General features: G+C 37.5%; 15 protein-coding genes. 3 read left to right on the forward strand and 12 right to left on the reverse strand.

The annotated features are described in order from the left end of the window. Positions 1-72 precede the first annotated feature (72 nt). From sprA to IPJ80_04140, 10 genes are all read right to left on the reverse strand, one after another. Positions 73-7455 carry a cell surface protein SprA gene (sprA, locus tag IPJ80_04095; protein MBK7912660.1) on the reverse strand — a complete coding sequence of 2461 codons (7383 nt, stop codon included), beginning with the start codon at positions 7453-7455 and terminating at the stop codon, positions 73-75. Positions 7456-7522: 67 nt separating this feature from the next. Beyond that, positions 7523-8113 carry a Holliday junction branch migration protein RuvA gene (ruvA, locus tag IPJ80_04100; GenBank protein ID MBK7912661.1) on the reverse strand — a complete coding sequence of 197 codons (591 nt, stop codon included), beginning with the start codon at positions 8111-8113 and terminating at the stop codon, positions 7523-7525. A gap of 149 nt (positions 8114-8262) precedes the next feature. Further along, positions 8263-8970 carry a UMP kinase gene (locus IPJ80_04105; protein ID MBK7912662.1) on the reverse strand — a complete coding sequence of 236 codons (708 nt, stop codon included), beginning with the start codon at positions 8968-8970 and terminating at the stop codon, positions 8263-8265. A 241-nt stretch (positions 8971-9211) separates the two neighbouring features. Continuing rightward, on the reverse strand, positions 9212-10048 hold the full coding sequence (locus tag IPJ80_04110; protein MBK7912663.1) for an elongation factor Ts: 837 nt from the start codon (positions 10046-10048) through the stop codon (positions 9212-9214). Between the two features lie 28 nt (positions 10049-10076). After that, positions 10077-10790, reverse strand: coding sequence for a 30S ribosomal protein S2 (gene rpsB / locus IPJ80_04115; protein MBK7912664.1), 714 nt, complete (start codon positions 10788-10790; stop codon positions 10077-10079). Positions 10791-10817: 27 nt separating this feature from the next. Then, a complete protein-coding gene (rpsI, locus tag IPJ80_04120; protein ID MBK7912665.1) occupies positions 10818-11207 on the reverse strand; it encodes a 30S ribosomal protein S9 in 390 nt (129 codons plus the stop codon). 5 nt (positions 11208-11212) lie between these two features. Beyond that, complete coding sequence (gene rplM, locus IPJ80_04125) at positions 11213-11656, reverse strand: 50S ribosomal protein L13 (protein MBK7912666.1); 444 nt, start codon at positions 11654-11656, stop codon at positions 11213-11215. 252 nt (positions 11657-11908) lie between these two features. Next, positions 11909-15103 (reverse strand): hypothetical protein, encoded by a 3195-nt coding sequence (locus IPJ80_04130; protein ID MBK7912667.1) that lies wholly within the window; start codon positions 15101-15103, stop codon positions 11909-11911. Between the two features lie 470 nt (positions 15104-15573). Next, on the reverse strand, positions 15574-15939 hold the full coding sequence (locus tag IPJ80_04135) for a four helix bundle protein (GenBank protein ID MBK7912668.1): 366 nt from the start codon (positions 15937-15939) through the stop codon (positions 15574-15576). A gap of 256 nt (positions 15940-16195) precedes the next feature. Then, entirely contained in the window at positions 16196-17998 is a 1803-nt protein-coding gene (locus IPJ80_04140) for a caspase family protein (GenBank protein MBK7912669.1), read from the reverse strand. A gap of 184 nt (positions 17999-18182) precedes the next feature. Here IPJ80_04140 and IPJ80_04145 point away from each other — a divergent pair, with 184 nt between their 5' ends. From IPJ80_04145 to IPJ80_04155, 3 genes are all read left to right on the forward strand, one after another. Next, positions 18183-18689 (forward strand): DUF4920 domain-containing protein, encoded by a 507-nt coding sequence (locus IPJ80_04145; protein ID MBK7912670.1) that lies wholly within the window; start codon positions 18183-18185, stop codon positions 18687-18689. Between the two features lie 27 nt (positions 18690-18716). Then, positions 18717-19790, forward strand: coding sequence for a class I fructose-bisphosphate aldolase (locus IPJ80_04150; GenBank protein ID MBK7912671.1), 1074 nt, complete (start codon positions 18717-18719; stop codon positions 19788-19790). A gap of 301 nt (positions 19791-20091) precedes the next feature. Next, entirely contained in the window at positions 20092-21870 is a 1779-nt protein-coding gene (locus IPJ80_04155) for a T9SS type A sorting domain-containing protein (GenBank protein ID MBK7912672.1), read from the forward strand. Positions 21871-22038: 168 nt separating this feature from the next. Here IPJ80_04155 and IPJ80_04160 read toward each other — a convergent pair whose 3' ends face one another. Both IPJ80_04160 and infB read right to left on the reverse strand, forming a co-directional pair. Continuing rightward, positions 22039-22404 carry a hypothetical protein gene (locus IPJ80_04160; protein ID MBK7912673.1) on the reverse strand — a complete coding sequence of 122 codons (366 nt, stop codon included), beginning with the start codon at positions 22402-22404 and terminating at the stop codon, positions 22039-22041. Between the two features lie 144 nt (positions 22405-22548). Beyond that, a complete protein-coding gene (gene infB / locus IPJ80_04165; protein ID MBK7912674.1) occupies positions 22549-25248 on the reverse strand; it encodes a translation initiation factor IF-2 in 2700 nt (899 codons plus the stop codon). Positions 25249-25250: the final 2 nt, after the last annotated feature.

Genomic DNA, 25250 nt, shown 5'->3' on the forward strand with positions numbered 1-25250 from the left:
AGTTTAAGAAAAATAAGCCTGGAAAAAATATATTTTTCTAAATTAAACCCATCAAGATATTAGCAGTCTATGCTAATTCAAAGTATACAAGATGGTCAAGCCACCATTAATCCGGACATCCTTAAATTGATTTTGAATATACGGGATCGTCTTTCGGTAATCGCAGAATAAGCGCACATTCAAATTTTTATTCAGGCTATATTTAACTGCAGGAGTAAAGCTTATTTGCTTTGCACCGGCCGTAGTTTGACTTGGAATATTATTATCCAATCTGTGAATTTTTGTAATGTTATCATTAATTCCAAAATCAAAAGTAAATTCCAGGTCATTGCCTTTCGGTGCATTTGCTGCCTGTTGTTCTTCCGTTTTTTTAGACTTTTTCTTTTTCTTCGGAATCTTGACCCCTTTGTTAAGTGCTTTCATGCCTGGGATCCAGCTGATATAATAATCTTTAATGGTATATCCTGCTTTAATGGTATAATTAGTAGCCTTAGTTTCCAGGAGCTGTCCTTCAATGCCATTCTGCAATTTTAAATTTCTGTTTTTATTTAAATCCAATCCCAATTCGATTCCGGATTTGGTTTTGACATTGACTCCAATGAGAGGTGCAAATTGTTCGTTGATTACCATTTCAGGAACTTCGTATTTTGAATGATAAGACGCTTTCAACTCATTGCCCCGGCGACTGATTGGCAATTCATTGGTATTGGTACGATAATCCAAATTGGTTCTAAATGAATTGATCGTAAGCGTATTTTTATAACCATGCCGAATGGATAAATCCTGAAAGATATCTTTCAATTTGGGCAATCGGGCTAAACCGCTGTAATTAACCTGCCAGTTTGGCAATGGAATGGTTTTAAATAAATCCAAATTAAATGAGTTTGGATCTTGTCCGGTATAGGCTGCTAAAAATGCAGGCGTTACAACGTCGATGTGATCTCCTTGAAATCCATCAGAATATTCTGGATTAAACGGACTGACATTTTTTATTCCATAACGATCGGCAACACGTTTAGATATGATGGGTCGGTTATCACTGAATCGTTTGAATACCTTGTCAATATCTTTTTCAAAAATGGTTTGCAATGAAACATACGATATCGTGTACTGACCATTTTCAAACGGTGTGAAATGCTGAAATGCCATTAAATTCGTACCAAATACGGAATCCAATTTAAATGTTTCAGCATGATCCCGCGTGAAATTTCGATCTATGTTTAAGTCAATGTTAAAATCACGAACGGGTTCTACTTTTAATTTGGCGCCAATTGTATTTGATTTCTTCTGAAGCATTTCCTTATTAAAATAACAATTGGCAGAAATCCAACCTTTTTCAGCGATGCGATCCAACCAACCATTTTTTCCAAAATCAGGTTGCTTTCCAGTGATGAAATCCCAGCCTGGAGCTGCAAATCCTCCATTCAGTCCCAAAATTTCAGGTCGTTCCATAAATCCGGGAATGGTTGTAGCCTTGTTCTGACTAAAATTTAATTGCACCCGCTTTAACATGATCAATGGTGTTACAGCAACTTTAATCAATGGATTAACTTTTTCAGATTTCTCTTTTTTATTTTTTGTACCTTTTTCGGTCTCCTCGGGTTTTGCATTTTCACGAGATTTGTTTGCAGGTCTGAATCTTCCGGAAGAAACTCCTTCTCCTGAATATTTTTTCAGAAATTTGGACTTACCATACAAGGTTGTGAAATTAAACTCATTGGTCAAACTGATTGTTTGTCCGTTGCTGATTACAGATCCCAACGAATCGATGCTGTTTAATGAACCCGCTGCCCAATTGTAATTGGCTGTGTATTGCGTACGAATCGTCACAAAATCCAAATACGGGAAAAGTCTCATCGGCACTGCATACGCCAAAGTAAAATTATGCTTGTAATCCTTGTTGCGTCCAAAATCAGCAAGATTCTCCCTTACAAATTTACCGCGTTGAGATGCATCTACTGATTGTCCGGTTATAGGATTTATATACGATTGACGTAGCGGATTAAAGGTGATTTCATCTACAGCTGCTTCATTGCGCGCACTAAAATTAAATTTAAGGGATCTTGTAAAATCCCAGGTCAAGGTATAATCTCTGTTCCATGAAAATTTTCGATCCTCCCAGGTACTGTATTTAGGTGCTGCAAATCGATACACTCTGGTGGAAGATTTTCGATCCAGGGCATTTCTAACAGAAAATGAATTTGGAATAACATTGAAATTAATTTCTGATAAGAATTTTAAGTTGGGATTCTTAATAACTTTTTTCAATGGCTCAATGTATTTTGGAGTCAGTGAAAAATTATAATCCACCCCACCTTGCTGAGATTTTAATTTATCTTCTGCAATTACCGGATTGTGTTTGTTTGAAACCGAATGCGCATAACTGACAGAAAAATTTTCAATATTCCAGGGTTTGGGTTTGCTGGTTCCTTTTCGTTCCCTTCGAATGTTGTTTAAAGCAAAACTCTTGATGTCTGAATAATCAACTGCTAAATCTTTAATCGAATCTTTTTTCTGTTTACTGGACGCTGCTTTTATTTGATCCTTCAATTTTAAGTCGGTGTTATTGGGATCATATTCCGGTGTCCGAATGGTCTTTGAAAGTTGGAGCGCTAAAGGCAAACGGACGCCTACTTTTTCTGGTAAAAATTTATCCAGAGAAATATTCATGGTTCCATCAAACTGCTTGGTATTGTCTCTGGCACGTTGATCAAGTTTTTGATCGATACCTCCCCAACCTACACTTGAATAATTTCCGGCCAAACTTAAATTGCCTAAATCTGCCAATTGCAATTCAGCACGTGCTTGTGCAGCCAGACCTCCTTTTTCTTCCAATCCGGTCAACCGCAATTCATTCAACCATACTTCTAAATCTTCGACATCCTCTCCTCCTTTATTTTTAAATCCCAATTGAACGCCACGCACCAATCCAATGGTTGGATTTCCAATAATTCGTACTCGATTTCCTGGTTTTTCAGGATCCGCAATTTCATACAAACTGTTTAAAGATGCATTGGGATCATTGTTTCGTTTGTTTTTCAAATCCAATAACAACTGCAATGGAAAATCAAATTCATCGTCTTTTGGCCAAATGGAATCCCGGATATTAAAAAAAGCTTCATTGGAATATCGCAAAGGGATTTCGTATTCGTAATAGTTATTAGTAAAATCTTTTCCTAAGCGTATGAATACACACACACTGTCTGTATTTTTCGATTTAATGGATTCTCCATGTACAAACATCTTGATGCGTTTGTATTTACGAATATCTAAATCAATAATTTTATAGATGGAATTTTCGCAACCGGCCAACAAACCTTCTTTTCGAAGCAATAAGGAAGATTCATTTTGTTGAATGTCGGCATATTGGGTGCTGTAAAAACGCTCCCGCTGAATTCCAGGAGGGGTTGTATAATTAAACGGCGTTTTGCCAGAGTTTTCTTCAATATCTACTTTATCAAGGATTAAACTTTTATTTCCATCGTCTTGTCCTGCAGCACAAAAATCTTTATACTTCCTCCAGGAGTTTCTACCCAACTGAAATTTGATAAAACGAAAGGTAACCGTCTGATCAAAACCGGTATACAGCATTCTCATGGATTGAATAGAACGGAAATCTTTGATCTCGCCCACAGCAGTTCCGGATTTTACCGGAATGCGAAAACGATACCAGACTTCTTCCACATTATTTGAATTGGGTGGTCTTACAATTACGGTATCAGTAACATAATTTTTCGGATCCGATGGATCAAAATAAATCTTATTGTCAGCTGTACGCGTTAAGGGAATTTCATAATTGTAATACGATTCAATTTCATTCAGGGACTTATCATAATTCAAATCTTCCTGATCCGGATAACCCGTATAAGCTGTTGATTGCGCATTTCCCGTTTCAATTTGTCCATTCCCTTCTGGCATATTGTAACGTTTGTATTTATCCAATACCGTTTCGTTTCCGGTAAATGTATTGGATCGATACGATACATAATTGTCATTGGATGGGTCTAATACTACTTTCTGCAATGCCTGGGGATTGAGATAGGCTTTTTGTCTATCCAGATAATCTTTAAAAAATGTCAATTCATTTTTCTCCAATTGATCCGACTCACTATTCAATCCGTCGTAACCTAAATCTTGCTGTTCCCTGTCATTGACATCAAAACTACTGGTAATCGGTGGCACTCTTGAAATGTTTCCAAATACACTGACATCGGTTCTCAGCGGAATTGTTTTAGTAGGCAATCCATGTTCAAATTGTTGCTTACCATCCTTTAAAATATCTTCAGAAAATGTACCTAACTGTAAATAGATTCTTCCATTTCCGGTTACAGGATCATTGGGATCTGCTTTTTCCAAAAACGGATTGAGCATCCAGAAGTCGATATATTCCACATTATTGGCTTCAAAATCCACCGTATTTAAACGGGTCATCAAACCGCCCCAACGTGTTTCCGGTTGCAGTAAATTATTGTCTGGATCTATCCCTCCTGTGGTAAAAGTACCTTGCTTTGGATCCGTTGCGGTAAGACCACCAGCGACATCAAAATTATAAGGTCCTTTTTCTCTTGGATAATAGGTCATATCAAAGGTCAACTCCGTACTAAATCCCAAAGGCCTTTGTTTCGTTGGAAAAATTTCAGTCTCATCTACCAATCGGGTATATGAATTCGAAAGATTCCGGCTATCTACCCTTGCATAATCATCAATCCGATACCAACTCAACAAAGCGCGATTGGCATTACTGATTGGATTATCATAAATGCCGGTTCCAAAAAAAGCAGGATCACTTAATCCCTGGGGTGCACTTGCTAAAATCCATTGAGATACGTTAAAGCCCAATCCAATTCCGGATGAACTGCCTTCAAAATCATCGATGTAAACGACGCCCCCTTCACTTCCTTGTTGATTGATGGCTTTAGAGTGGCCAGGTATCAAAGCAGCTGCTTCGGCCTGTGCTGTCCAGGTAGAAGGTTCTTTGGTTGAATACAAAGGCAATTTATCCAAAGCCCTCGTTAACCAGGGTGCTTTTTGTTTAACGTTGAAATCCAATCCAACGATTCGATTGTTGATTGGATCTTCACCAATATTGACTTTTTCTGTAAATGGCTTTTCAAATAAGTGCATGTAGGTGGCACCAAAAGATAAATCCTTTCGCTTGGAATATTCTGCACGCAATCCAATCATGGTTTTAGTCTGAAAACTAAATAACGCATTGTCTTCAAACTTCACGCTGATGGGTACTCCCGATTGCAATAAGGCCTCATTGAGGATGGTTACTTTGCCCAAATTACGATCAACGATATAATCAGAACCTTCATTTAAAGTAAGAGACCCTGCACTTACAATGATTCGGGCATTGGGATCCAGGTTGAATGTATTTAGAGGAATTTCATTTGATTTTCCACTTTTGTAGGTTCCTTTTATTAAAAACTGATTTGATTTCAATTCTCGACGCGCTGCTGTAATTGAAGTATCATACAGCTCGGTATATTTATATTTATTAAAGACAGCGTCCAGTTGATTGGGATCTGTGATGACTTTACCCAATAATTTTTTTAATGAAGCTCCAAATGGTTCAAGCACTGGAAAGATCACAGCACCACTTGCTGGAATTACAGTTTGTCCGCTGACAAAATCAAAAACTCCATCTGGTTGTGGATCATTGGTCTTATTTAAAAAATCCAAATTAAATAAATTCAATAATGGATATCCTTCTACTTCCTGAATATATCTTTTTGAAATACCATCCTGGTCTTCATAAAATATATCCATAGTAAAATCTTCCTGATTTAAATTGAATCCACCGGTCGGATATACGTTCTTCATCATTAATTTGTAAGAAGGTAAATCCGTCCGTTGTCCGGAAGATTTTAACATTTTTACAAAAATGACCTTATAACTCAATGAATCTGATTTCACATCAGAACTCATTTCCCCTACTTTATAAACTGCACCGGTCCGTGGATCAATTTCTCTACCGTTTTGTAAATATTGATAAGACACTGCCAAAACCTGATTGGGCCGCGGTCTGACGCGTAATGAAATAAAACCCAATTCAGCATTGTAATTATATTCATTCGGACTTAAACGTTTTGCACGTACTTTTTCAAAATCGCGTCCTTGTTTTAAATTTAAACCAGCAGGATCTGAAAGATAACGCACCACTTTATTTAAATCCCTTGCTTCATCATTTGAAAGAATCCGATCGAGCAGGGTATTGGAAGTATTGGATGGAACAAAAGCACCTCCTTTGTCACGAGACACTGCGCGACCCGGTAGATAAGTTTGTGCTTGTGTTGGATCCATATCAAAAAGTTCCAATTCAGAAACTCCCAAATCATTTAATGCAACAATATCTCTTAATTCAGTTTCCCGGCTGTTTTGTGCATCCTCTGTCAACCAGACTTCAATGTTTTTAATTTTAAATTGGCTGTTGATTTCTGGCAGATTTGCCAGCGCCGTTTCGTAACTGTTGCGATTGTAGTGACTTAAAAAGAAATGTCGGTTTTCATCGTATTGATCCGGGCGAACTTCATATTCCTGATAGACACCTCCGCCTTTTGTTTGAATGCTTTCTTGTTTAGATTTTTGCTGAGAAACCAAACCGGTCAAACGGAGATAACCAAATTGCCAATCTGTTTTAAAACCAAATAAATTTTGACTGCCCTGAATTAAATTGGTTCTTAATGGCAAACTCACATTTCCCGCTTCAATTTTTTTAATGATGTCATCTTCAGAAAATTTTTCTGAATCGTAAGCCAACTTTAATTTATTCTCAAAATCAAATGCAGCTTTGGTATCGTAGTTTGTATTTAATTTTAATTTATCGCCAATGTTTCCGGTTACATCCATCCGGATATCCATATCAAAATCGGGTGTAAGTTGTCTCTTTTGTCTTTCAGGAATTTGAGGGTTATCCGTAAACGAATAATTCGCTCCTAAAGTAAATCCTATTGAACCTTGAGGTTTGATATCTATTCCAAATCCACCAAATAATTTATCTGCCAGATTTTTCTTTAAATTCAATTTAGTGATTGGATCAATAATTCCTTCAGTATTGCGTCTGGTCGTACTGATCCCGGCAAGATTTTTCATGTATTCACGATCCTGTTGCCTTGCTTTAAAATTCATGAATTCGGTAAAACTGAGATTGCTGGAAGGACGGTAATGTTCGTCACCGATTTTTTCGGTCACTTTGTATTCTCCAGATTCCGGATCGTATTCAATTTTTTGTTCGACCACTTTTGGATCTTTGAGATCAAAAGGATTGTCTTTAGGATTTTGGACAAAATTTCCTGAACGATCCTTGAGTGGAACGGTATCTGCCGAAGTCGAATAAACAACTTCATCCCAGTTAGGTACTGCGTGACCACCTGCCAAAAGCTGGCATTGCAAAAAAATCAGGAAAAACAATAAGATTAGTGTACGTTCCGCACTTAACATAAGAGATTTCAAGTATTTTATAGAAAAAACCGCCTGACTATAACGAAGAAATTGGCGCAAAGGTATGTTTTACAAGACTTCAGGATAATTTTTTTAAAGCCAATTTTATCAGAACTTCAATGGCTATATCTGATTGAGTGGCTTCGGGAATTAATTTAAAAGCCTGATCGATTGCATTCCGGTTAAAACCTAAGGCCAAAAGTGCTGAAATGGCCTCAGATTTTACCTGATTTCCGGCCTGAACCGGATGTGAAGTCCCTACAATCAGGTCCTTTCCTAATTTATCAAATAAATCAATGATGATCCGTTGGGCCGTTTTGGGGCCGACCCCTTTGATTTTACGAAATACCGCATCATCTTTTAAATGGATTGCTGATTTAATTCCTGATGGATCTAAAGACGACAGGATTAACCTGGCAGTATTAGGACCCACTCCATTTACTGATATTAATAAAATAAATAATTGTCGTTCCTCTTCTGTAATAAATCCAAACAAATGATGCCCATCTTCTTTAATAATCAAGTGGGTCAACATTTTCACTTGTTGCAATCCCTCCAGTTGACTGTAACTGTGCAGACTAATAAATATCTGATATCCGATACCCTGCGTTTCAATAACGACATAATTAGGATGTTTAACAGAAATACTACCGCTGACTGAATAGATCATGAAGGCGCAAAGGTAGTAAATTATATATTAAAAATATTTAATATGATCCTAAAATAAAGGCAGTTTATGAACTTTTTTTCTTCAAGAACCTGGGGTTTAAACCCCAGGTTCTTGAAGAAAAAAAATTTGTCTTGAAGGGAGCAAGGTTTTTAGCTGACCAGCGTACCTACATGTTCTCCTAAAATAATGCGTTCGAAATTGCTGGATTGGTTGATATCAAATACTACAATGGGCATGTGATTTTCTTTACACATTGTAAAAGCTGTCATGTCCATCACTTGCAAACCACGAGAGATCACTTCATCAAATCCAAGTCGCTCAAATTTTACTGCATCTGAATGTTTCATAGGGTCTTTATCATAAATTCCATCCACCCGGGTCCCTTTTAATATAACATCTACATTCAGTTCACTTGCACGCAAGGCTGCAGCAGAGTCTGTAGTAAAATAGGGATTTCCGGTACCCGCTGCAAAAATGATTACGCGTCCTTTTTCAAGATGGCGTACTGCTCGCCGGCGAATGTATGGTTCTGCAATTTGGCGCATTTCAATGGCGGTAATCAATCGGGTATAAACTCCTATTAATTCAAGTGCACTTTGCAAGGCCATTCCATTGATACAGGTAGCCAACATACCCATATAATCACCTTGTACCCGTTCAATTCCGGATCCTTCCCCATCCATTCCCCGAAAAATATTTCCACCACCAATGACCACAGCCAGTTCAATCTTATGACTAACCGCCATTTTAATCTGGCTTGCATAATATTTTAACATTTGTGGTTCAATCCCGTATGCCTGATCCCCCATCAGTGCTTCCCCGCTTAATTTCAACAGGATTCGTTTATACTTTGGCATGTTTGAATGTTTGAGTAAATATAGAGATTATTTATAATACCAAGTGGCAGTCAGGGAAAGCCAAATTGCTTGAATTCGTTGATTCGACTTTAAAAAGATTGGAAGTAACATTAACTGACATTTACCCTCGGCGAGGACACCTTTGGGAATTGCTCTTTACGAGCCAATTTAATAAATGCTGAAGGGAATGGGAAATTTTAACTAGCGAATCGGCTAAAAACTCAATTCGTTGAAACGCTACCTATCCTAATTTCACGTGTTTAAACCCTGTAACAGTCAAATCTTTATCAAATGACTTCAGGTAAGACGAGATGGTATGGGATCCGTCTTTTACAAATTGTTGATGCAGCAGCGTACTCTCTTTGTAGAATTTTTCCAGTTTACCGAGAGCTATTTTTTCAAGCATGGCTTCAGGTTTACCTTCTGCTCGAGCTTGTTCTTTTCCGATTTCTATTTCTTTTGCAATAACTGCACTGTCAACGTCTGTTTTATCCAATGCGATTGGTTTCATGGCAGCAATTTGCATGGCAACGTCTTTGCCAGCATCTGTAAATTGATCCCCACTCTTATTTAAACCAACCAAAACACCGGCTTTGTTACCCATGTGAATATAAAATTCTACCTGAGCTGCTTCGAGGGTTTCATAGTTAGACAATTCGATTTTTTCACCAATGGCTGCAACCATATCGGTTATTTTATCTCCGATGCTGGTAGTCCCTTCATAATTTTGTTGAAGTAAGGCTTCAAGACTTGAAGGAAAGGTAGCCAATGCGATATCAGCAATTTTTTTGGTGGTGTTTATAAAGTCTTCATTTTTTGAAACAAAGTCAGTTTCTGAGCTCACTTTTACAACAACGCCTTTAGTCTTTGAATCATTAACTTTTGCAATTACAACTCCTTCTTTGGCTTCACGATCCGCACGTTTAATAGATAATTTTTGTCCTTTCTTACGAAGAATTTCTATTGCTTTTTCAAAATCGCCTTCAGCTTCAGTCAATGCTGCTTTGCAATCCATCATTCCGGCTCCGGTCGTATCTCTTAAATTCTTAACATCCGCTGCTGATAAGGTAAAACTCATATTGTCTTTTTATTATGTATACTATTTATTAATTCGCTTCTTCTTTAACTTCTGCATTGCGTTCTTCCAATCCTTCTTTTATGGCTTCAACCATATAGCGCGTAATAATTTCAATAGATTTAGAAGAATCGTCATTTGCAGGAATTGGGAAATCAACCAAATTTGGATCACTGTTGGTATCAACCATGGCAAACGTACGGATGCCCAGACGATCTGCTTCATCCACTGCCAAATGCTCATTTAAAATATCTACAATAAATACAGCTGATGGCAATCTGTTTAAATTAGCAACTCCACCCAATACGCGTTCCATTTTATCGCGTTCCCGGCTCAATGTCAAACGTTCCTTCTTTGTAATATTGGTAACATTTCCATCTGCCAGCATACGCTCGATGTTGTTCATTTTTTTAACAGAACGACGAATGGTTGTAAAGTTTGTCATCATTCCACCCAACCAACGCTCCGTTACAAAAGGCATGTTGACACTTTTTGCAGCTTCAGAAACGATGTCTCTCGCTTGTTTTTTAGTTGCGACAAACATAATTTTCTTTCCGGATTTTGCAATTTGTTTTAATGCTTGTCCGGCTTTTTCCAAACACTCTGCGGTTCTATTTAAATCAATTAAATGTACGCCTTTGTGTTCTTTAAAAATATATTGACGCATTTTTGGATTCCACTTTTTACGCAAGTGGCCAAAATGTACATTCGCATCAAGGAGTTGATTATAACTAGGTTTTTCCATTTTTCTCTGTAATGATAAATTAAGAAATTAACGTTTACTAAACTGCGTACTACGACGTGCTTTACGTAAACCGAATTTTTTACGTTCTACTTCACGGGCATCTCGTGTCAAAAATTTCTTTTCTTTTAGTGGTGCCCGAAACTCTGCATCAATTTTACAAAGTGCTCTTGATATTGCCAATCGCAATGCTTCTGCTTGTCCTTTCAATCCACCTCCATCTACTACCGCTTTCACAGTATAAGTTTGTTCGGATTGAACAGTTTGCATCGGATCCATTACTTTTTGTGCAATGTCCTTTATTGGAAAATATTCATTTAAAGCCCTGCCATTGATGATTACTTCATTGGTGGCTCCTTTTGTAAGGTACACGCGGGCTACCGCAGCTTTCCTTCTACCTATTGCATTGATCATTTCCATATCGCTTAGATTGTATAAGGTTCAGGTTTTTGAGCAGCATGATAATGCTCCGGACCTTCGTAAACAAATAATTTTCTGAACATGGCATCTCCCAATTTATTTTTTGGGAGCATTTTGCGAACGGCTGTTTCAATCACTCGGGTCGGGTGTTTTTCGAGCATTTGCCGTGGAGTAATGCTTTTTTGACCTCCTGGATATCCGCTATAGGTTAAGTAAACTTTATCATCAAGTTTCTTGCCTGTAAAACGCACTTTAGATGCATTTACAACGATTACACAATCGCCACAATCAACATGAGGGGTATAATCTACGCGATGCTTCCCTCTTAGAATGGAGGCAATCTGGGATGAAAGACGCCCCACAACGAGGGTCTCTGCATCAATTACAAACCACTTCCGCTGGACGTCTTCCGGGCGTCTGTGTTTCGTTTCGTAACTACGTGTATTCACTTTATTGAATTTAAATTAGTACTGGCTTTTTTCAAAGCGGGCACAAATGTAAGTTCTTCTGTCAAATTTTGACTAATTTTTTAGAATATTTTTCACTATTTTTTTTATAACTGCCTGAAAAACAGCTAAATTTTTGTCAATAATGAAAAATTATTGGCCTGAAAAGCCTGGTCGCAAGCAAACTGGCTGGATTTGGATGGGCTCAGCCTGACCCCCTGCAATCTTTGAAAAATTGATTTTTCCTGGCAAAATTCATTCAAATACAATTTTAGCGATTGCCCTGTTTCCCTTGTCATCCTGCAATTGCAAATAATACAATCCAGCGGGCAGGTCATTTCGTTCTATTCTGAATTGTCGGTTAAGCCCCGTGAACTTTTGAATCGTACGGCCATCAGCCGAGTTCAATGATCCGGCAATTCTTTGAAATTGCCAGTCCTGGGGGATATAGACCTCCGCAAATTGATTCATTGGATTGGGAACCGCTATTAAGATTTGTGTGGAATGGGCATCATGGTCAGTCACGCCTGTAGTTTGCTTCAAACGAAGGATGGCTACTTTGGTCAGTATGGGTTCATTAAAATCAAAATAAATGCCTGCGGTATTGTGAATGAATGAACCAACCCGCAATCCTTTTTTGGGTTGAATGCTGTACAAAAAATATCCGTGAGAATGTTGCTCGTTTAGTGTACTGTCGGGTAGCTGAATGTCTTTGAAAATGATCTCCAGGTTTCCATTTTCATCAAGACTGTAGGTATAGGGATGGCTGCCATCAATTGGACTAAAGCTTGACCAATCAAGAGCATAATCGAGTTTATCTACAATACGAACGGTAAATGCAGTATCAGTTCCCGTGTTTTGAAACCGTATCAGATAGTTTAACACACTGTCTTTTGCTTGGAAGGATTCTGCAGACTTTCCACCAACATATGCGGTTTTATCATTGGGATCAAAGGCTCCTCTATTAGTATCACAGATCACAATACTGTCTCTGATTGGAAGTAAACCCTTGCATTCTTGTAGATTGTCAATCCAATATCGAATGCAATGTTCCTGTCCAAGACTAGCTGTACATGAAACTTTAAATTGAAAATTGATCTGCGCTGCGTTTCCAGGTTTTAATTCAGGAATTATAAATGTCCAATCCCTGCCTTGCATTGAGTTAGGAGGAATTGAAGCTTGAATATTTTCAAAATAATCATCGAAAGTAATGGAAACCCTGGTGTTAAAAGCGGAAGCAGAACCTTCATTTCGTATTTTAAATGTTGCAGAATTGTTGTCAAAGCACCGTCTCAAAGTCCCTAAAACAAAACTTGGAAATAAATCGGCACATTGCTCTTTTGCCTGAACCAATAAATTCTCTTTCTGAGTTACTTGATTGACTTGTATGTTTACTTGGGTTGGAAAATTGCAGGGGGTCCAAATTGAAGATGGACTCTTAAGCTGCACATTATAATTACCTGGTATGACATAGGATTTAAATATTCCGGATGGAGAAACTGGAACTGTGACCGAACGGTTATTTTCCCGGAGTACTAACTGAAAGTTTCCAGCCTCATTTTCCATTGTGTCCCGAATACAATCTAAATTGTCATCGTTAAAAACAGTGCCCGAAAATTGTCCACTTGCGCTACTCATTTTTTTAGTATATTTATATAAAGGGGCATTGTTAATAGAAGCATACAAAGTATCGTTATCGCCTCTATATAATCTTATATTGCTGTTGTTATCCACAAAAACATCTCTTAAACTTATTTCGTTAATTTCCTGAGAAAGTACGTTGCTTACATGGATTGAAAAATTAGGTGGATCTCCTGTTAAAGTATAAATATTTTCAAATTCATCTAAATAAAGAAACCGCTCATCATTGGTGATTTCAAACCTATGCGTTGTTTTACCAAAATCAGTTGTGTACATCCAATGGTATTCAAAGTTTCCATCTAAAGCAAACCACCAAAATACATTATTTTGGGTCAATACAATTTCAAAAGTCACATCATCTGCTCCTTCTGCAAAAAATTTATTCCATGAAAGGCCATAATCAAATGAATAATAAATTGTGTCAGAAAAATTCAAAGCATACAATATGTTTTGTCTTGATAATTTCAGATTACTGAGTAAAGGAAAATCAGAATGTTTCCCTATAAAATTCCAACTATCTCCTTTGTCGTAAGAAATATATGTATTGACCGCACTTATATATATAAGATGTCCTTGCATATTCTTAAATAAATTTAATGGCAGCATATCCGGCAATACTTTTTTGAAAGTGGTTTTGAAATTATCATTGCTAAAAAGCATCGTATCACGAATTAAAAACATGAGTGTTCCATCCTCCCATAAATACAATTCATTGTTTTGGTATATGCCTAATTTATTCCATTCATACCCTCCATTAGAAGATATCTGCAGGTTTTTATCCGTTTGACACAAAAGATGATTTCTTCCAATTTGCTGGAAACTACTAATATTTGGTTCCACTAAGGGCAATTCGATGTTATTTAATGTACCCTGTGCATTCCAGTAACATGCATAGGCCCCAAAATCAAATACGATATCATCCTCATTTGAATTTGAAACGCCTGTTTGGAAATATACATTTTTCAACTCTTCAATAGCATAATCCGGATCTTTTATCCAATTGATTCCGCCGTCAATAGACCGGTAAACAGACTGACCAATTCCCATTAAAGTTCCATTTTTAAGAAGAACCAATTTATTAATATAAACTCCTGGCGGTAAAATGCGTTGAGTCCAAGTTTGACCAAAATCTGAAGAAACATACATATTGTAATCATAATCAAATAATGTATTTGAAGCTTCATGGAAAAATAAATTTCTACTACTTGAAGAGTTTGAAATTTTCCTGAGATTGGATCCATCGTCATCAAATTTCCAAATTGCTCCTGAGGCACCCAATGTTTTACGAACAAAATTCTGATTATTTCCCAGGCAAAGAAATTCCACATCATGGGTCCACCAGGATTGCGAGCTTTGTGCACCTGAAGCCATATTAAACAGATAAAAATTATTTAAACTTCCGGAATATATTGTTTGCCCATCTGGAGAAAAATTGTAATCTCTTATCTCATCCAACGAAGAGTCAATCTTCAGCCACAGTTTAGTTTTTGGCTGCCATTTATAGAATTCCTTTTCAGTACATAAAAAAACTTCCCCGATGGGCGATTCTTTAAGTTTTGAACCATAAGGAGCGTTTTTGTCTATTAATCCATTTGAATAATTCTCCCAAGTCTTCCCTTTGTCTGCTGAGTAAAACAATTTACCTGTTGAGGTATAACAAAAGAGCTCTCCTTTGTCGCGCGTAATGATGGCTGTAACTATGGTAGCTCCTACCGGGCCAGGGAGTCTTTCCCAAATTTGTCCAAAAATAGATTGCACACTTGATGCAATAATTAACGCACATACTAAAAGTGAATAATACGTTCTCATAGCTCAGTGCCGGGTTTAAATAAATAAATAAATAAGAAATTCAAATTGCATAGTATAGCACGATTGGTTATTCAAATGCTTTTCAAATATAATATAAATTGTGAAAAAATATGGCCTATTTTAGATAGATACTATTGATGGAGGAGACCATTGGATCAGAATACAGGAGAGAAGGAGACCATAGGACCATGGGACCATAGGACATAGAACCATAGGGCATAGACAATAGGAGCATAGGACATTGACCTTAGGACTTTGGGACCAGGAGAACATAGGACCATAGGACATAGAACATAGGACTTTTGGATCAGGAGACCATAGGAGCATAGGACATAGAACATAGGACCATAGGGCATAGGGCATAGACAATAGGAGCATAGGACATTGACCATAGGACATTGACCATAGGACTTTGGGACCAGGAGACCATTTGACTCGAAAATTCCTGACTAAATTTTATTTAGATTGTATCAGTTGTTTTGTTTATTTATTGCTTTTTTAAAATTTTGCAATTTTTTGAATAACAATTCTGATTTTATGTACAATTGATCAAATTCAAACTTTGAAATATAATTTAATCTTAATGCTAAATATAAACAATTAACACATTCTGCCATAGAACGAATGGCATAATTTATAAACCTGCATTGTTCTTTATTGGATTGGCCAATAGACCCTTCTGAAATATTTAAAGAAATTGAATTTGCTGCTCTCTTGAATTGAATGGATAAATTATAAAATTCTACTTTAGGAAAATTTGAAGTCATTGAATATACATCATGCGAATATTCAATAGACAGTTTCCAAATATCAAGGTTTTCAAATTTAAAGGGCACTTAAAGGGTATTTATACAAATTTATTAAAATTAAATAAACTGGTAAAATAGTAAGCCCTTATTAATATAAAAAAGAATCGGTATTTTCGAAAGCAAGTAACAAAATTAATAATTATTTCGTGCACCCTGTTATAAAGAATTTATAAACTAAATTTCCCATGTAAGCAACTCAAAAATTTAAGCCTATGGTCCAATTCCTATGGTCTCTCAGTCCAATGGTCCTCTATCCTATGGTCTCCAATTCTTATACTTTAATTCAATCTTTCCTAATAAATCCAACCGGCATGTGCTCATCGTAATCGCCAGCAATCATAGGTGATTGAACATTGCCCGTATATTCACGAACATTTTTATAGACATAATCAAATAATTCCTTGATGGTAATGGTTTTGTTTACATCAACATCCGCTTGCCCTTTCAACCCTTTGATTAGAAAATGTGAAAAAATGCCTTGCCGTAATCCACCGTCTTCCAAAGAAAATTCTTTGTTTTTGGAAGACATCAAAAATGCAGTACCGCCGGGTGTGCGGTCGAGTTCGTCATAGAAATACAAAAGGGAATTTGAATAAGGACCTTTAGCGGCCAGCAAACTGCCCGAATAACAGGCATCGAAATAACAGATTTTATGTTTTGCTTTGGAACGACTCAGGAGATCTTTGATTTCTTCGTGGGAGATCAAATTATTGGTACCATCGTAATCGATTGGAATAAAGGTTCCTTCCAGTCCGTGACCTGAATAATACAACATCACGACATCGTTGTCATCCGCTTTTAAAAACACCTCATTCAGTGCTTGTAAAATTTTTAAACGGGTCGCATCTTCATCGATCAAAACCCGAATCTGTTCATCTTTAAGTGCGCCTCCTTCCGGACTTTTTAAAAAGGCATAAATTCGATACGCATCGTCATCGGAATATTTTAAACTGGGCATGTGTTCGTACCGCGCAATCCCAACTACAACCGCCCATATTTTTACTTCCGGATTCTGATCTACTTCTATGTTTGGATTTAACCGAAATTCTTGCTTTCGGGAAAGTTGTTTTTGAACTTTGCCATGATCCCATAAGGCAACATACGTTAAGCCGGAAACGAAATACATGGTTCCTTCTCCATGAGGAGCATGTTTATCCCAATATCCATCGTAACGATCTCCGTTGGCATAAAAACAGATTCCTTTGCCATGTGGCTCACCCAATTCAAATTGCCCAACATATTTGGATCCGTCACTGTAATAGAATATGCCTTTCCCCTCAGCGCAATAACTGGTATTGCAGTTTGGCAATTTTTCCTCCTGCTCACAAACCGGATTTTGAGGTTTGGTTTCATTCTGAACGATCGGTTTTTCTGCGTCCTGCTGTTTGTTTTTGGATTCTAAAACCGTGTCTTTAATAACAGCTGTCTCGTTAATTTTATCTTGTTTGGTGTCCTCTGGTTTATCCTGGACAATAACTTCATCTTTAGCAATTGCTGGGGATTCATCCAACACTTTCAATGGTTTGTCAGCCTCCCATTGGGCTACGATGCTTTTCCCTTCTTTGGTGATTAATTCTCCGTAGCCATGTTTTTTACTTTGTTTCCATTGCCCTAGGTATTTCGCTCCATTTCGGTAATACATGGTTCCTTCCCCTTCAAAACGGGCATCCACAAAATCACCTTCATACCGGTCTCCGGCAGCAAAATAGTAGGTTCCTTTTCCACTTGGTTTATTGAGTTTCCAGTTGCCATCATATCGGTCTTTAGAACCAAATTCCATGACCCCATAGCCTTCCATTTTATCCGCTTTAAAATTACCGCTGTACACATCCCCATTCCGGAAGATGAGTTTGCCTTCCCCTTCCCTTAAATCATTGCGCCATTCGCCCAGGTATTTATTTTGATTGGCATAATAATAGATTCCTTTTCCATTACGTTTTGCCAGCTGAAATTCACCGGTGTATCGCCCTCCATTGCTGTAATAACAGGAGCCGAAACCATTTTTACAATCTCCCTTGATACAGGTTTGACAAAAGAGTTCGAATGGAATGCTAATGAGCAGGAATAAAATGAATCCATATTTCATGTGCTGAAATTTTAAAGGTGTAAAATCAAGGTAAACGTCCTGCTATCTGGTCAAATTTAAATAACGCATTAAACAAATATATACTATAATGGCCGTATTTCCAAATGTATGGTGAATGGGCTATCAATTCCAAACTTGAAAGCACCAGGGATTAGTATCTTTGCGCATCAAAATAAATGTTAATATGAAATATTATGTCTTAGCTACAGCCATCTTGGGTTTAACGGCTTGTAAAACGGAAAACAAACAAGCAGAAGCTCCGGCTGCAGTGAATCCTGCCATGAGCATGGAGTATTATGGGGATACGATTCAAACAACAGACGCAAAATCGGTTGACGAAACCCTGATGAGTTTAAAAACAACTGACAGTACGATCACTTCTGTAACCGGTTATGTTACCGGAGTTTGTCAGATGAAAGGCTGCTGGATGATTCTCAGTCAAAATCCAGATGATACTACTGGATTTTTTGTAAAATTCAGAGACTATGGCTTTTTTGTGCCTAAAGATCTAAGTGGTTCCAAAGTGACCATTCAAGGCAAAGCCTATAAAGAAATTACTGGAGTCGATGAATTAAAACATTATGCCGAAGATGAAGGCAAATCCGCAGCAGAAATTGCAAAAATCACAGCCCCCAAAGAGGAAATGAAATTTATGGCGAATGGGGTTGCTGTTATCGAACGTAAAAAATAATTTGACCGTACCAACGTTTTTTAATTTATGTCAAATAAATCTACTGCAGAAATTTTAGGTGATAAGGCGTCCTTTTATTTAGATCACCAATGCAAGACCATTTCTAAAGAACAATTGCATCTACCTTCCCAGCAGCATCTGGATCAGGTATGGACTGTGAGCAATCGCAGCAATCAGGTATTGAAAAGCATGCAATCGATTTTAAATCAGGGTCGCTTAGGATCCAGTGGATATGTTTCCATCCTGCCTGTAGATCAGGGCATCGAGCACAGTGCCGGTGCTTCGTTTGCTCCAAATCCCATGTATTTTGATCCGGAAAATATCGTTAAGCTGGCCATTGAGGGGGGCTGCAATGCCGTTGCATCCACCTTTGGAGTTCTGGCATCCGTTTCCAGAAAATACGCACATAAAATTCCATTTATTGTAAAAGCAAATCACAACGAATTGCTGACCTATCCAAATAAAGCGGACCAGATTTTATTTGGGAATGTACGGGATGCCTGGAACATGGGAGCCGTAGGTATCGGTGCCACGATTTATTTCGGCTCCGATCAAAGTACCCGTCAACTTGTTGAAATAGCCAATGCATTTGAAGAAGCTCATCAATTGGGCATGGTAACCGTTCTTTGGTGTTACTTGCGCAATGCATCTTTCAAAAAAGATGGAGTAGACTATCACAATGCTGCCGATCTCACCGGACAAGCAAATCATTTGGGAGTTACGATCCAGGCAGATATTATCAAACAAAAATTACCTACCAACAATGGAGGATATACTGCCTTAAATATGGGAGGATCCTCTTATGGTAAGCTCAATCCAAAAATGTACACTGAATTAAGTAGCGATCACCCCATTGATTTATGCCGATACCAGGTAGCCAATTGTTATATGGGCCGCGTCGGTTTAATCAACAGCGGGGGCGAATCCAAGGGAAGTTCAGACTTACAGGAAGCAGTAACCACTGCCGTTATCAATAAACGCGCCGGTGGCATGGGATTGATTTCCGGTCGTAAAGCATTTCAAAAACCAATGCAGGAAGGAATTGAAATTCTGAATGCCATTCAGAATGTGTATTTGGATCGTGGTGTGACTGTTGCCTAATCAGAATAGTTTTTTAATTAATTTTATTTAAACGTTGAATTACTTCAATTCAATTTTTAGTACTTAGCTATTATAGTTAAAAATATATAAATTGAAATAACATATGTTAAAATTCTTTGTAATTAAATAACAAAGAATATATTAGCTATACCAAACAACATATTTCAATATTCAATATCTTATAAGATTTTTCATTTTCCAAATACTTGAAAGCTTAATATTTAATGATCACAGCTTGAATAAATTGATACTACCTATGCAAGTTATTTAATGTCTTGTCCAAGCTATTTAAAAAATTACTATGAAAAATTTATTACTCTTTTACAGCTTAACATTATTTTCAACTAACATATTAAGTCAAAAATACGATTTTAAATGGATCATGGGTTATAGCAGTGCAGACAACCCGCTTGACACAGGATGGGGTTGTGCTATAATGGATTTTAATACCGAAGATGGTAATCCTGTTTTTTATGAAGAGAAATATAAACGAATTGACTTTAACACAAACACAATAAATATTTGTGACGAAAAAGGCGATTACCTCTTTTCGTTTAATGGTGCTTACATTGATGGGCCCAATGACAGTTTAATGGAAAATGCTGATCAACTTACAGACGAACCATTTGAAAAGTATCCTGAATTTGGGACTGCTTCATTTCAAGGAACATTAATTCTACCTTCTCCTGGAAATGATAATCAATATTTGGTCTTTAATAAAGTACCTCATTATTTTGACAATTTTGGATTGAGTCATAGATATCTTGAATATTCAATTGTGGATATGACCAAAAATAATGGTAAAGGAAAAATGATTAAAAGGAGAGTTAGAATATTGCAAGACACATTGGACGACACCGGTTTATCAGCAATTAAACATGCAAATGGGAGAGATTGGTGGTTGATTTGTTGTAAAGATACAAGGCTTGAATATTTTGTATTTTTAGTTTCCCCGAGCGGTGCCCAATTAAAACACCGTTTTGATTTTCCTAAAATAAAGTCTCGAGGAGAAGCCGGCCAAAATGTATTTTCAAGTGATGGTAAATTATTTGCTAGTGCACGTGTTGACCGCCCAAAAGCATTTTACTATCTCAATTGGTTTAATTTTGACCGTTGCAGTGGAATTCTATCTGATTATGTAAATATTAAATTACCCTTTCAGCCTCAACAATGGTATGCAGGAGCTATGTTTTCAAAAAATGATGCGTATTTTTATTATGCATGCGTTGACACTTTGTATCAATTTGAAGTCTTCAATGGCTTGCCACAAAATCGCAAAGTAGTTGACTATTACGATGGTTACAGAGAAGTGATTGGGCCAAATTTTACTGCTTCTACAGAGTTTGGACCCCTTTCTTACGCACCCGACGGGAAAGCATATATGAATGAAATCCTAGGTTTTAGATCTATGCATACGCTACACGAACCTGACCTACCCACTCCTTTATGCAATTTTAAGCAGCATGATATATATTGCCCAACTATGAAAATTAGCATTCCCGTATTTCCAAATTTTAGACTGGGACCCATAGATGGGAGTTCCTGCGATACTTTAGGTATTGATAATGTACCCTGGTGCCATTGGCGGTATAATCAGGATACAGCCAACCATCTGCAATTTTATTTTAAAGATCTCAGTGCTTACAATGTTGAAAATTGGTACTGGAATTTTGGAGATCCTGCAAGCACATCAAATACAAGTACTGAATTAAATCCATCACATAAATTTACTGCCAATGGGATTTATACTGTCTGCTTAATTGTATCAAACCAAAATGGTGCAGATACGCTTTGTAGAAACATTCAAATCGGAACAGTTAATTTACAAAATACTGAAAAAATAAATATCTCTGCTTGGCCCAATCCTTGCAAAGATTTTTTAGTTGTAAATCTTATAGATTACAATCCACAGAATTTAACTCTGGAATTGTATGATTTAAATGGTTGTTTAATTCTCAGTCAAAAAGGATTTCAGGGTAGTAATTTTATAAAATTACCTTCAATTTCTTCAGCAATTTACTTATTAGTAATCAAAGAATTTGGCATGACTTTAAAATCATTCCGCATTATTAAACAATAGTGATAAAAGGCTCAGATTAATCTTAAATACAACTTATTTTGTCTTAGATCATATTCTAAATTAGTTGACAAAGACCTTAGCCTGCAGAATTGCAGAATTGCAGAATTGTAGAATTGTAGAATTGTAGAATTGTAGAATTTATCAATTAAAAATTATCTAATAGGACCATTACTCCAACTCCCCAACCTTTAAAAAAACCTGGGCGGTGGGTCTGTTGTCAACCCGAAATCCAAAGGGCTTGCCTTTAAAAACAAAATTGGTAATGCCATGTCCCACTTGATTGCCGGCAATGACTTGTATTTCCAATCTGGTCAATTTGTTACCATCGTAAATGATTTCCGGATAACTTAAGTTGATTCCTTTTTCGGAAACTGCAGTGCGTATGGAGTCTAGCAATTCACGGGACATCTTTCTGCCGAATTTAATTTCAACATAATCATCCTGAATAATTACCTGATGGGGTTTATAGGTAGGGATGCATGCACAAAAGAATAAAATCAGAAAACATGCTATAAGATTTAAATATTTTGTCATGTTAGAGTGTATTATGCAGTTAGACTGTTAGACTGTTAGTCTGTTAGACTATTAGACTTTTAGGCTATTAGAGCTTATTATTATTTTGTTGTAATACAAGTACTCCAGACTATTAAGCTAAAGACTATTATCTATAGACTCTTCCTATAATTTTTGCTTAACTTCTGTAATCTCGATGGCTTCAATGATATCTCCTACTTTAATGTCATTAAAGTTTTTAACGGAAATACCGCATTCCATATTCTCTTTGACGTCTTTGGCATCATCCTTAAATCGTTTGAGGGAGGCTAACTCACCGGTTGCACCTTCGCGATTTGGAAACACGACGATGCCATTGCGTATCACCCGAATTGGATTGTTACGGGCAATTTTTCCATCAATGACCATACATCCTGCAATGGTTCCAATTTTTGATACCTTGAAAACTTCACGGACTTCTGCCTGACCTACAATTTTTTCCACTTTAGTAGGTTCTAACATGCCCTCCATAGCAGCGCGAATTTCATCGATGGCTTCATAGATGATGGAATACATTTTAATTTCAACGCCTTCTTTTTCAGCCAATGCCCTGGCACTGGGTGAAGGTCGAACCTGGAAGCCTATGATAATCGCATCGGATGCAGAAGCCAACAAAATATCAGAATCTACAATTTGTCCGACCGCTTTATGGATTACACTTACCTTGATGGATTCTACAGAAAGTTTAATCAAACTATCTGAAAGGGCTTCAACAGAACCATCGACATCCCCTTTGATAATTAATTTAAGTTCTTTGAAATTACCTAAAGCCAAACGTCTTCCAACCTCATCCAAAGAAATCCGTTTAGATGCTCTGTTGGTTTGTTCGCGATTGATCTGTGAGCGTTTGCTTGCCAACAAGCGTGCTTCTGCCTCATCCTCCATTTCTTTAAACTTTTCTCCGGCGGTGGGTGCACCTTGTAAACCCAAAACCATAACGGGCGTTGAAGGACCAGCAGTTTTTAGTTTTTGTCCGCGTTCATTAAACATGGCTTTTACTCTACCGGCATGATCACCTGCAAGTATAATATCCCCATTGTTTAAGCTACCGTTTTGGACTAATAATTTGGTTACATAACCACGTCCTTTATCTAAAGATGCTTCGATAACGGTTCCCGTTGCCATCCGGCTTGGATTGGCTTTTAAATTGAGTACTTCCGCTTCAAGCAATATTTTTTCAAGTAATTGTTCGATGCCTTGTCCGGTTTTAGCTGAAATATCCTGAGACTGGTATTTACCGCCCCATTCTTCAACCAATAAATTCATTTGAGACAATTCATTTTTAATTCGCTCTGGATCGGCTCCAGCTTTGTCTACCTTGTTGATTGCAAAAACCATTGGAACATTCGCTGCTTGCGCATGGCTGATTGCTTCCTTGGTTTGTGGCATGATCCGGTCGTCTGCTGCTACAATAATTACAGCAACGTCTGTCACTTTCGCACCCCGCGCACGCATCGCTGTAAATGCTTCGTGTCCCGGTGTATCCAAGAAAGTAATGTGCTTTTTGTCCTTACCGACAACGACTTCGTAAGCACCGATGTGTTGGGTAATTCCACCCGCTTCACCGGATGCTACATTTGCACTTCGGATATAATCCAATAAAGAGGTTTTCCCATGATCCACGTGACCCATTACTGTAACGATGGGTGCTCGTTCTACCAATGCATTTGGATCTTCTTCTTCTTCTTCCGTGTCTTCATCAATTTCTTCTGCACTGATAAATTCTATTTTATGTCCAAATTCTTCTGAAAGTATTTCAATTACTTCTGCATCCAATCGCTGATTTATAGAAACGATAATGCCCATATTCATGCAGGTCATGATAATATCCGTTACCGGTACATTCATCAAGCTTGCCAATTCAGAAACAGTTACAAACTCAGTTAATTGCAATACGGCGTGATCTTCAGCAGATTGTTTCAATTCTTCTTTTTCACGCATCACCACCCGCTTATCTCTTCTGATTTTTGAACGTCTGTTTTTACCTCCTAAATTAAGGCGGGCCATGGTAGCCTTAATTTGATCTTCAATTTCTTTTTGTGTAACCTCTTTTACTGTTTCCTCCGGACGACGCACACCTCCCCGACGATCATCAGATTGAAACTCGTTGGTATTAACTTTTTTGCGTTTGCGTTTGCGTTTCTTTTTATCAGCTTCTGACTCGGCTGTTGATTTAGATTGAGACGCTCCGGGTGTGGAAGAAGCCGCTGGTTTTTTAGCTTCTTCTTTTTTCTTAGAGGGTTCTTTAAATTTATTGGTATCAATTTTACCAAGAATCTTTAGCCCTTTTAATTGAGGAGCTTCAATTCGCGTAATTTCTTCTTCTGCCGGAATTTCTGGTACAACCGGCTCCACTTTTACTGGTGGGGCTTCGACTACTTCTTGCTTTTTTGTTTTTTTCTTAGTCTTGGATTCCGGTTTTTCCAGGTCGATTTTTCCAACAACCTTTATTTTAGGTTTATTTTCTTCATCAACTTTTGCACTGATAACTTCTTCCGGTTTTACTTCCGGAACTACTTCTTTTTTAGTTTCAACTTTCTCCTTTGGTGCAGGAGGTGGAGGTGCTGGTGTTGGATCTCCAAATAAATTTATTTTTGGCTTATCCTTAGTTACTACAGGAGCAGCCGGCATTGTTTTTTGAAGAAGGTCAGCAGCTTCCTTCTCCTTGATAGATCCTTGAAATTCCTTTAACAGCTCGGCATACATTTCATCGGTAACTTTTGCAGTAGGTTTTTGATCAATCTCAAATCCCTTTTTCTGCAAGTGTTCAACGACTGTGTGCAGTCCGACGTTTAACTCCGTTGCTACTTTAACTAATAACTTCATTC

It is taken from the genome of Saprospiraceae bacterium, from assembly GCA_016714025.1.
Classification (GTDB): Bacteria; Bacteroidota; Bacteroidia; order Chitinophagales; family Saprospiraceae; genus Vicinibacter.

Bases quoted from the DNA above. Each gene is read 5' to 3' on its own strand.
- ruvA (MBK7912661.1), bottom strand. From the start codon at position 8,113: ATGATCTATTCAGTCAGCGGTAGTATTTCTGTTAAACATCCTAATTAT.
- IPJ80_04105 (MBK7912662.1), bottom strand. From the start codon at position 8,970: ATGCCAAAGTATAAACGAATCCTGTTGAAATTAAGCGGGGAAGCACTG.
- IPJ80_04150 (MBK7912671.1), top strand. From the start codon at position 18,717: ATGTCAAATAAATCTACTGCAGAAATTTTAGGTGATAAGGCGTCCTTT.
- IPJ80_04140 (MBK7912669.1), bottom strand. From the start codon at position 17,998: ATGAAATATGGATTCATTTTATTCCTGCTCATTAGCATTCCATTCGAA.
- infB (MBK7912674.1), bottom strand. From the start codon at position 25,248: ATGAAGTTATTAGTTAAAGTAGCAACGGAGTTAAACGTCGGACTGCAC.
- IPJ80_04155 (MBK7912672.1), top strand. From the start codon at position 20,092: ATGAAAAATTTATTACTCTTTTACAGCTTAACATTATTTTCAACTAAC.
- rpsI (MBK7912665.1), bottom strand. From the start codon at position 11,207: ATGGAAATGATCAATGCAATAGGTAGAAGGAAAGCTGCGGTAGCCCGC.
- IPJ80_04130 (MBK7912667.1), bottom strand. From the start codon at position 15,103: ATGAGAACGTATTATTCACTTTTAGTATGTGCGTTAATTATTGCATCA.
- IPJ80_04110 (MBK7912663.1), bottom strand. From the start codon at position 10,048: ATGAGTTTTACCTTATCAGCAGCGGATGTTAAGAATTTAAGAGATACG.
- IPJ80_04160 (MBK7912673.1), bottom strand. From the start codon at position 22,404: ATGACAAAATATTTAAATCTTATAGCATGTTTTCTGATTTTATTCTTT.
- rpsB (MBK7912664.1), bottom strand. From the start codon at position 10,790: ATGGAAAAACCTAGTTATAATCAACTCCTTGATGCGAATGTACATTTT.
- IPJ80_04145 (MBK7912670.1), top strand. From the start codon at position 18,183: ATGAAATATTATGTCTTAGCTACAGCCATCTTGGGTTTAACGGCTTGT.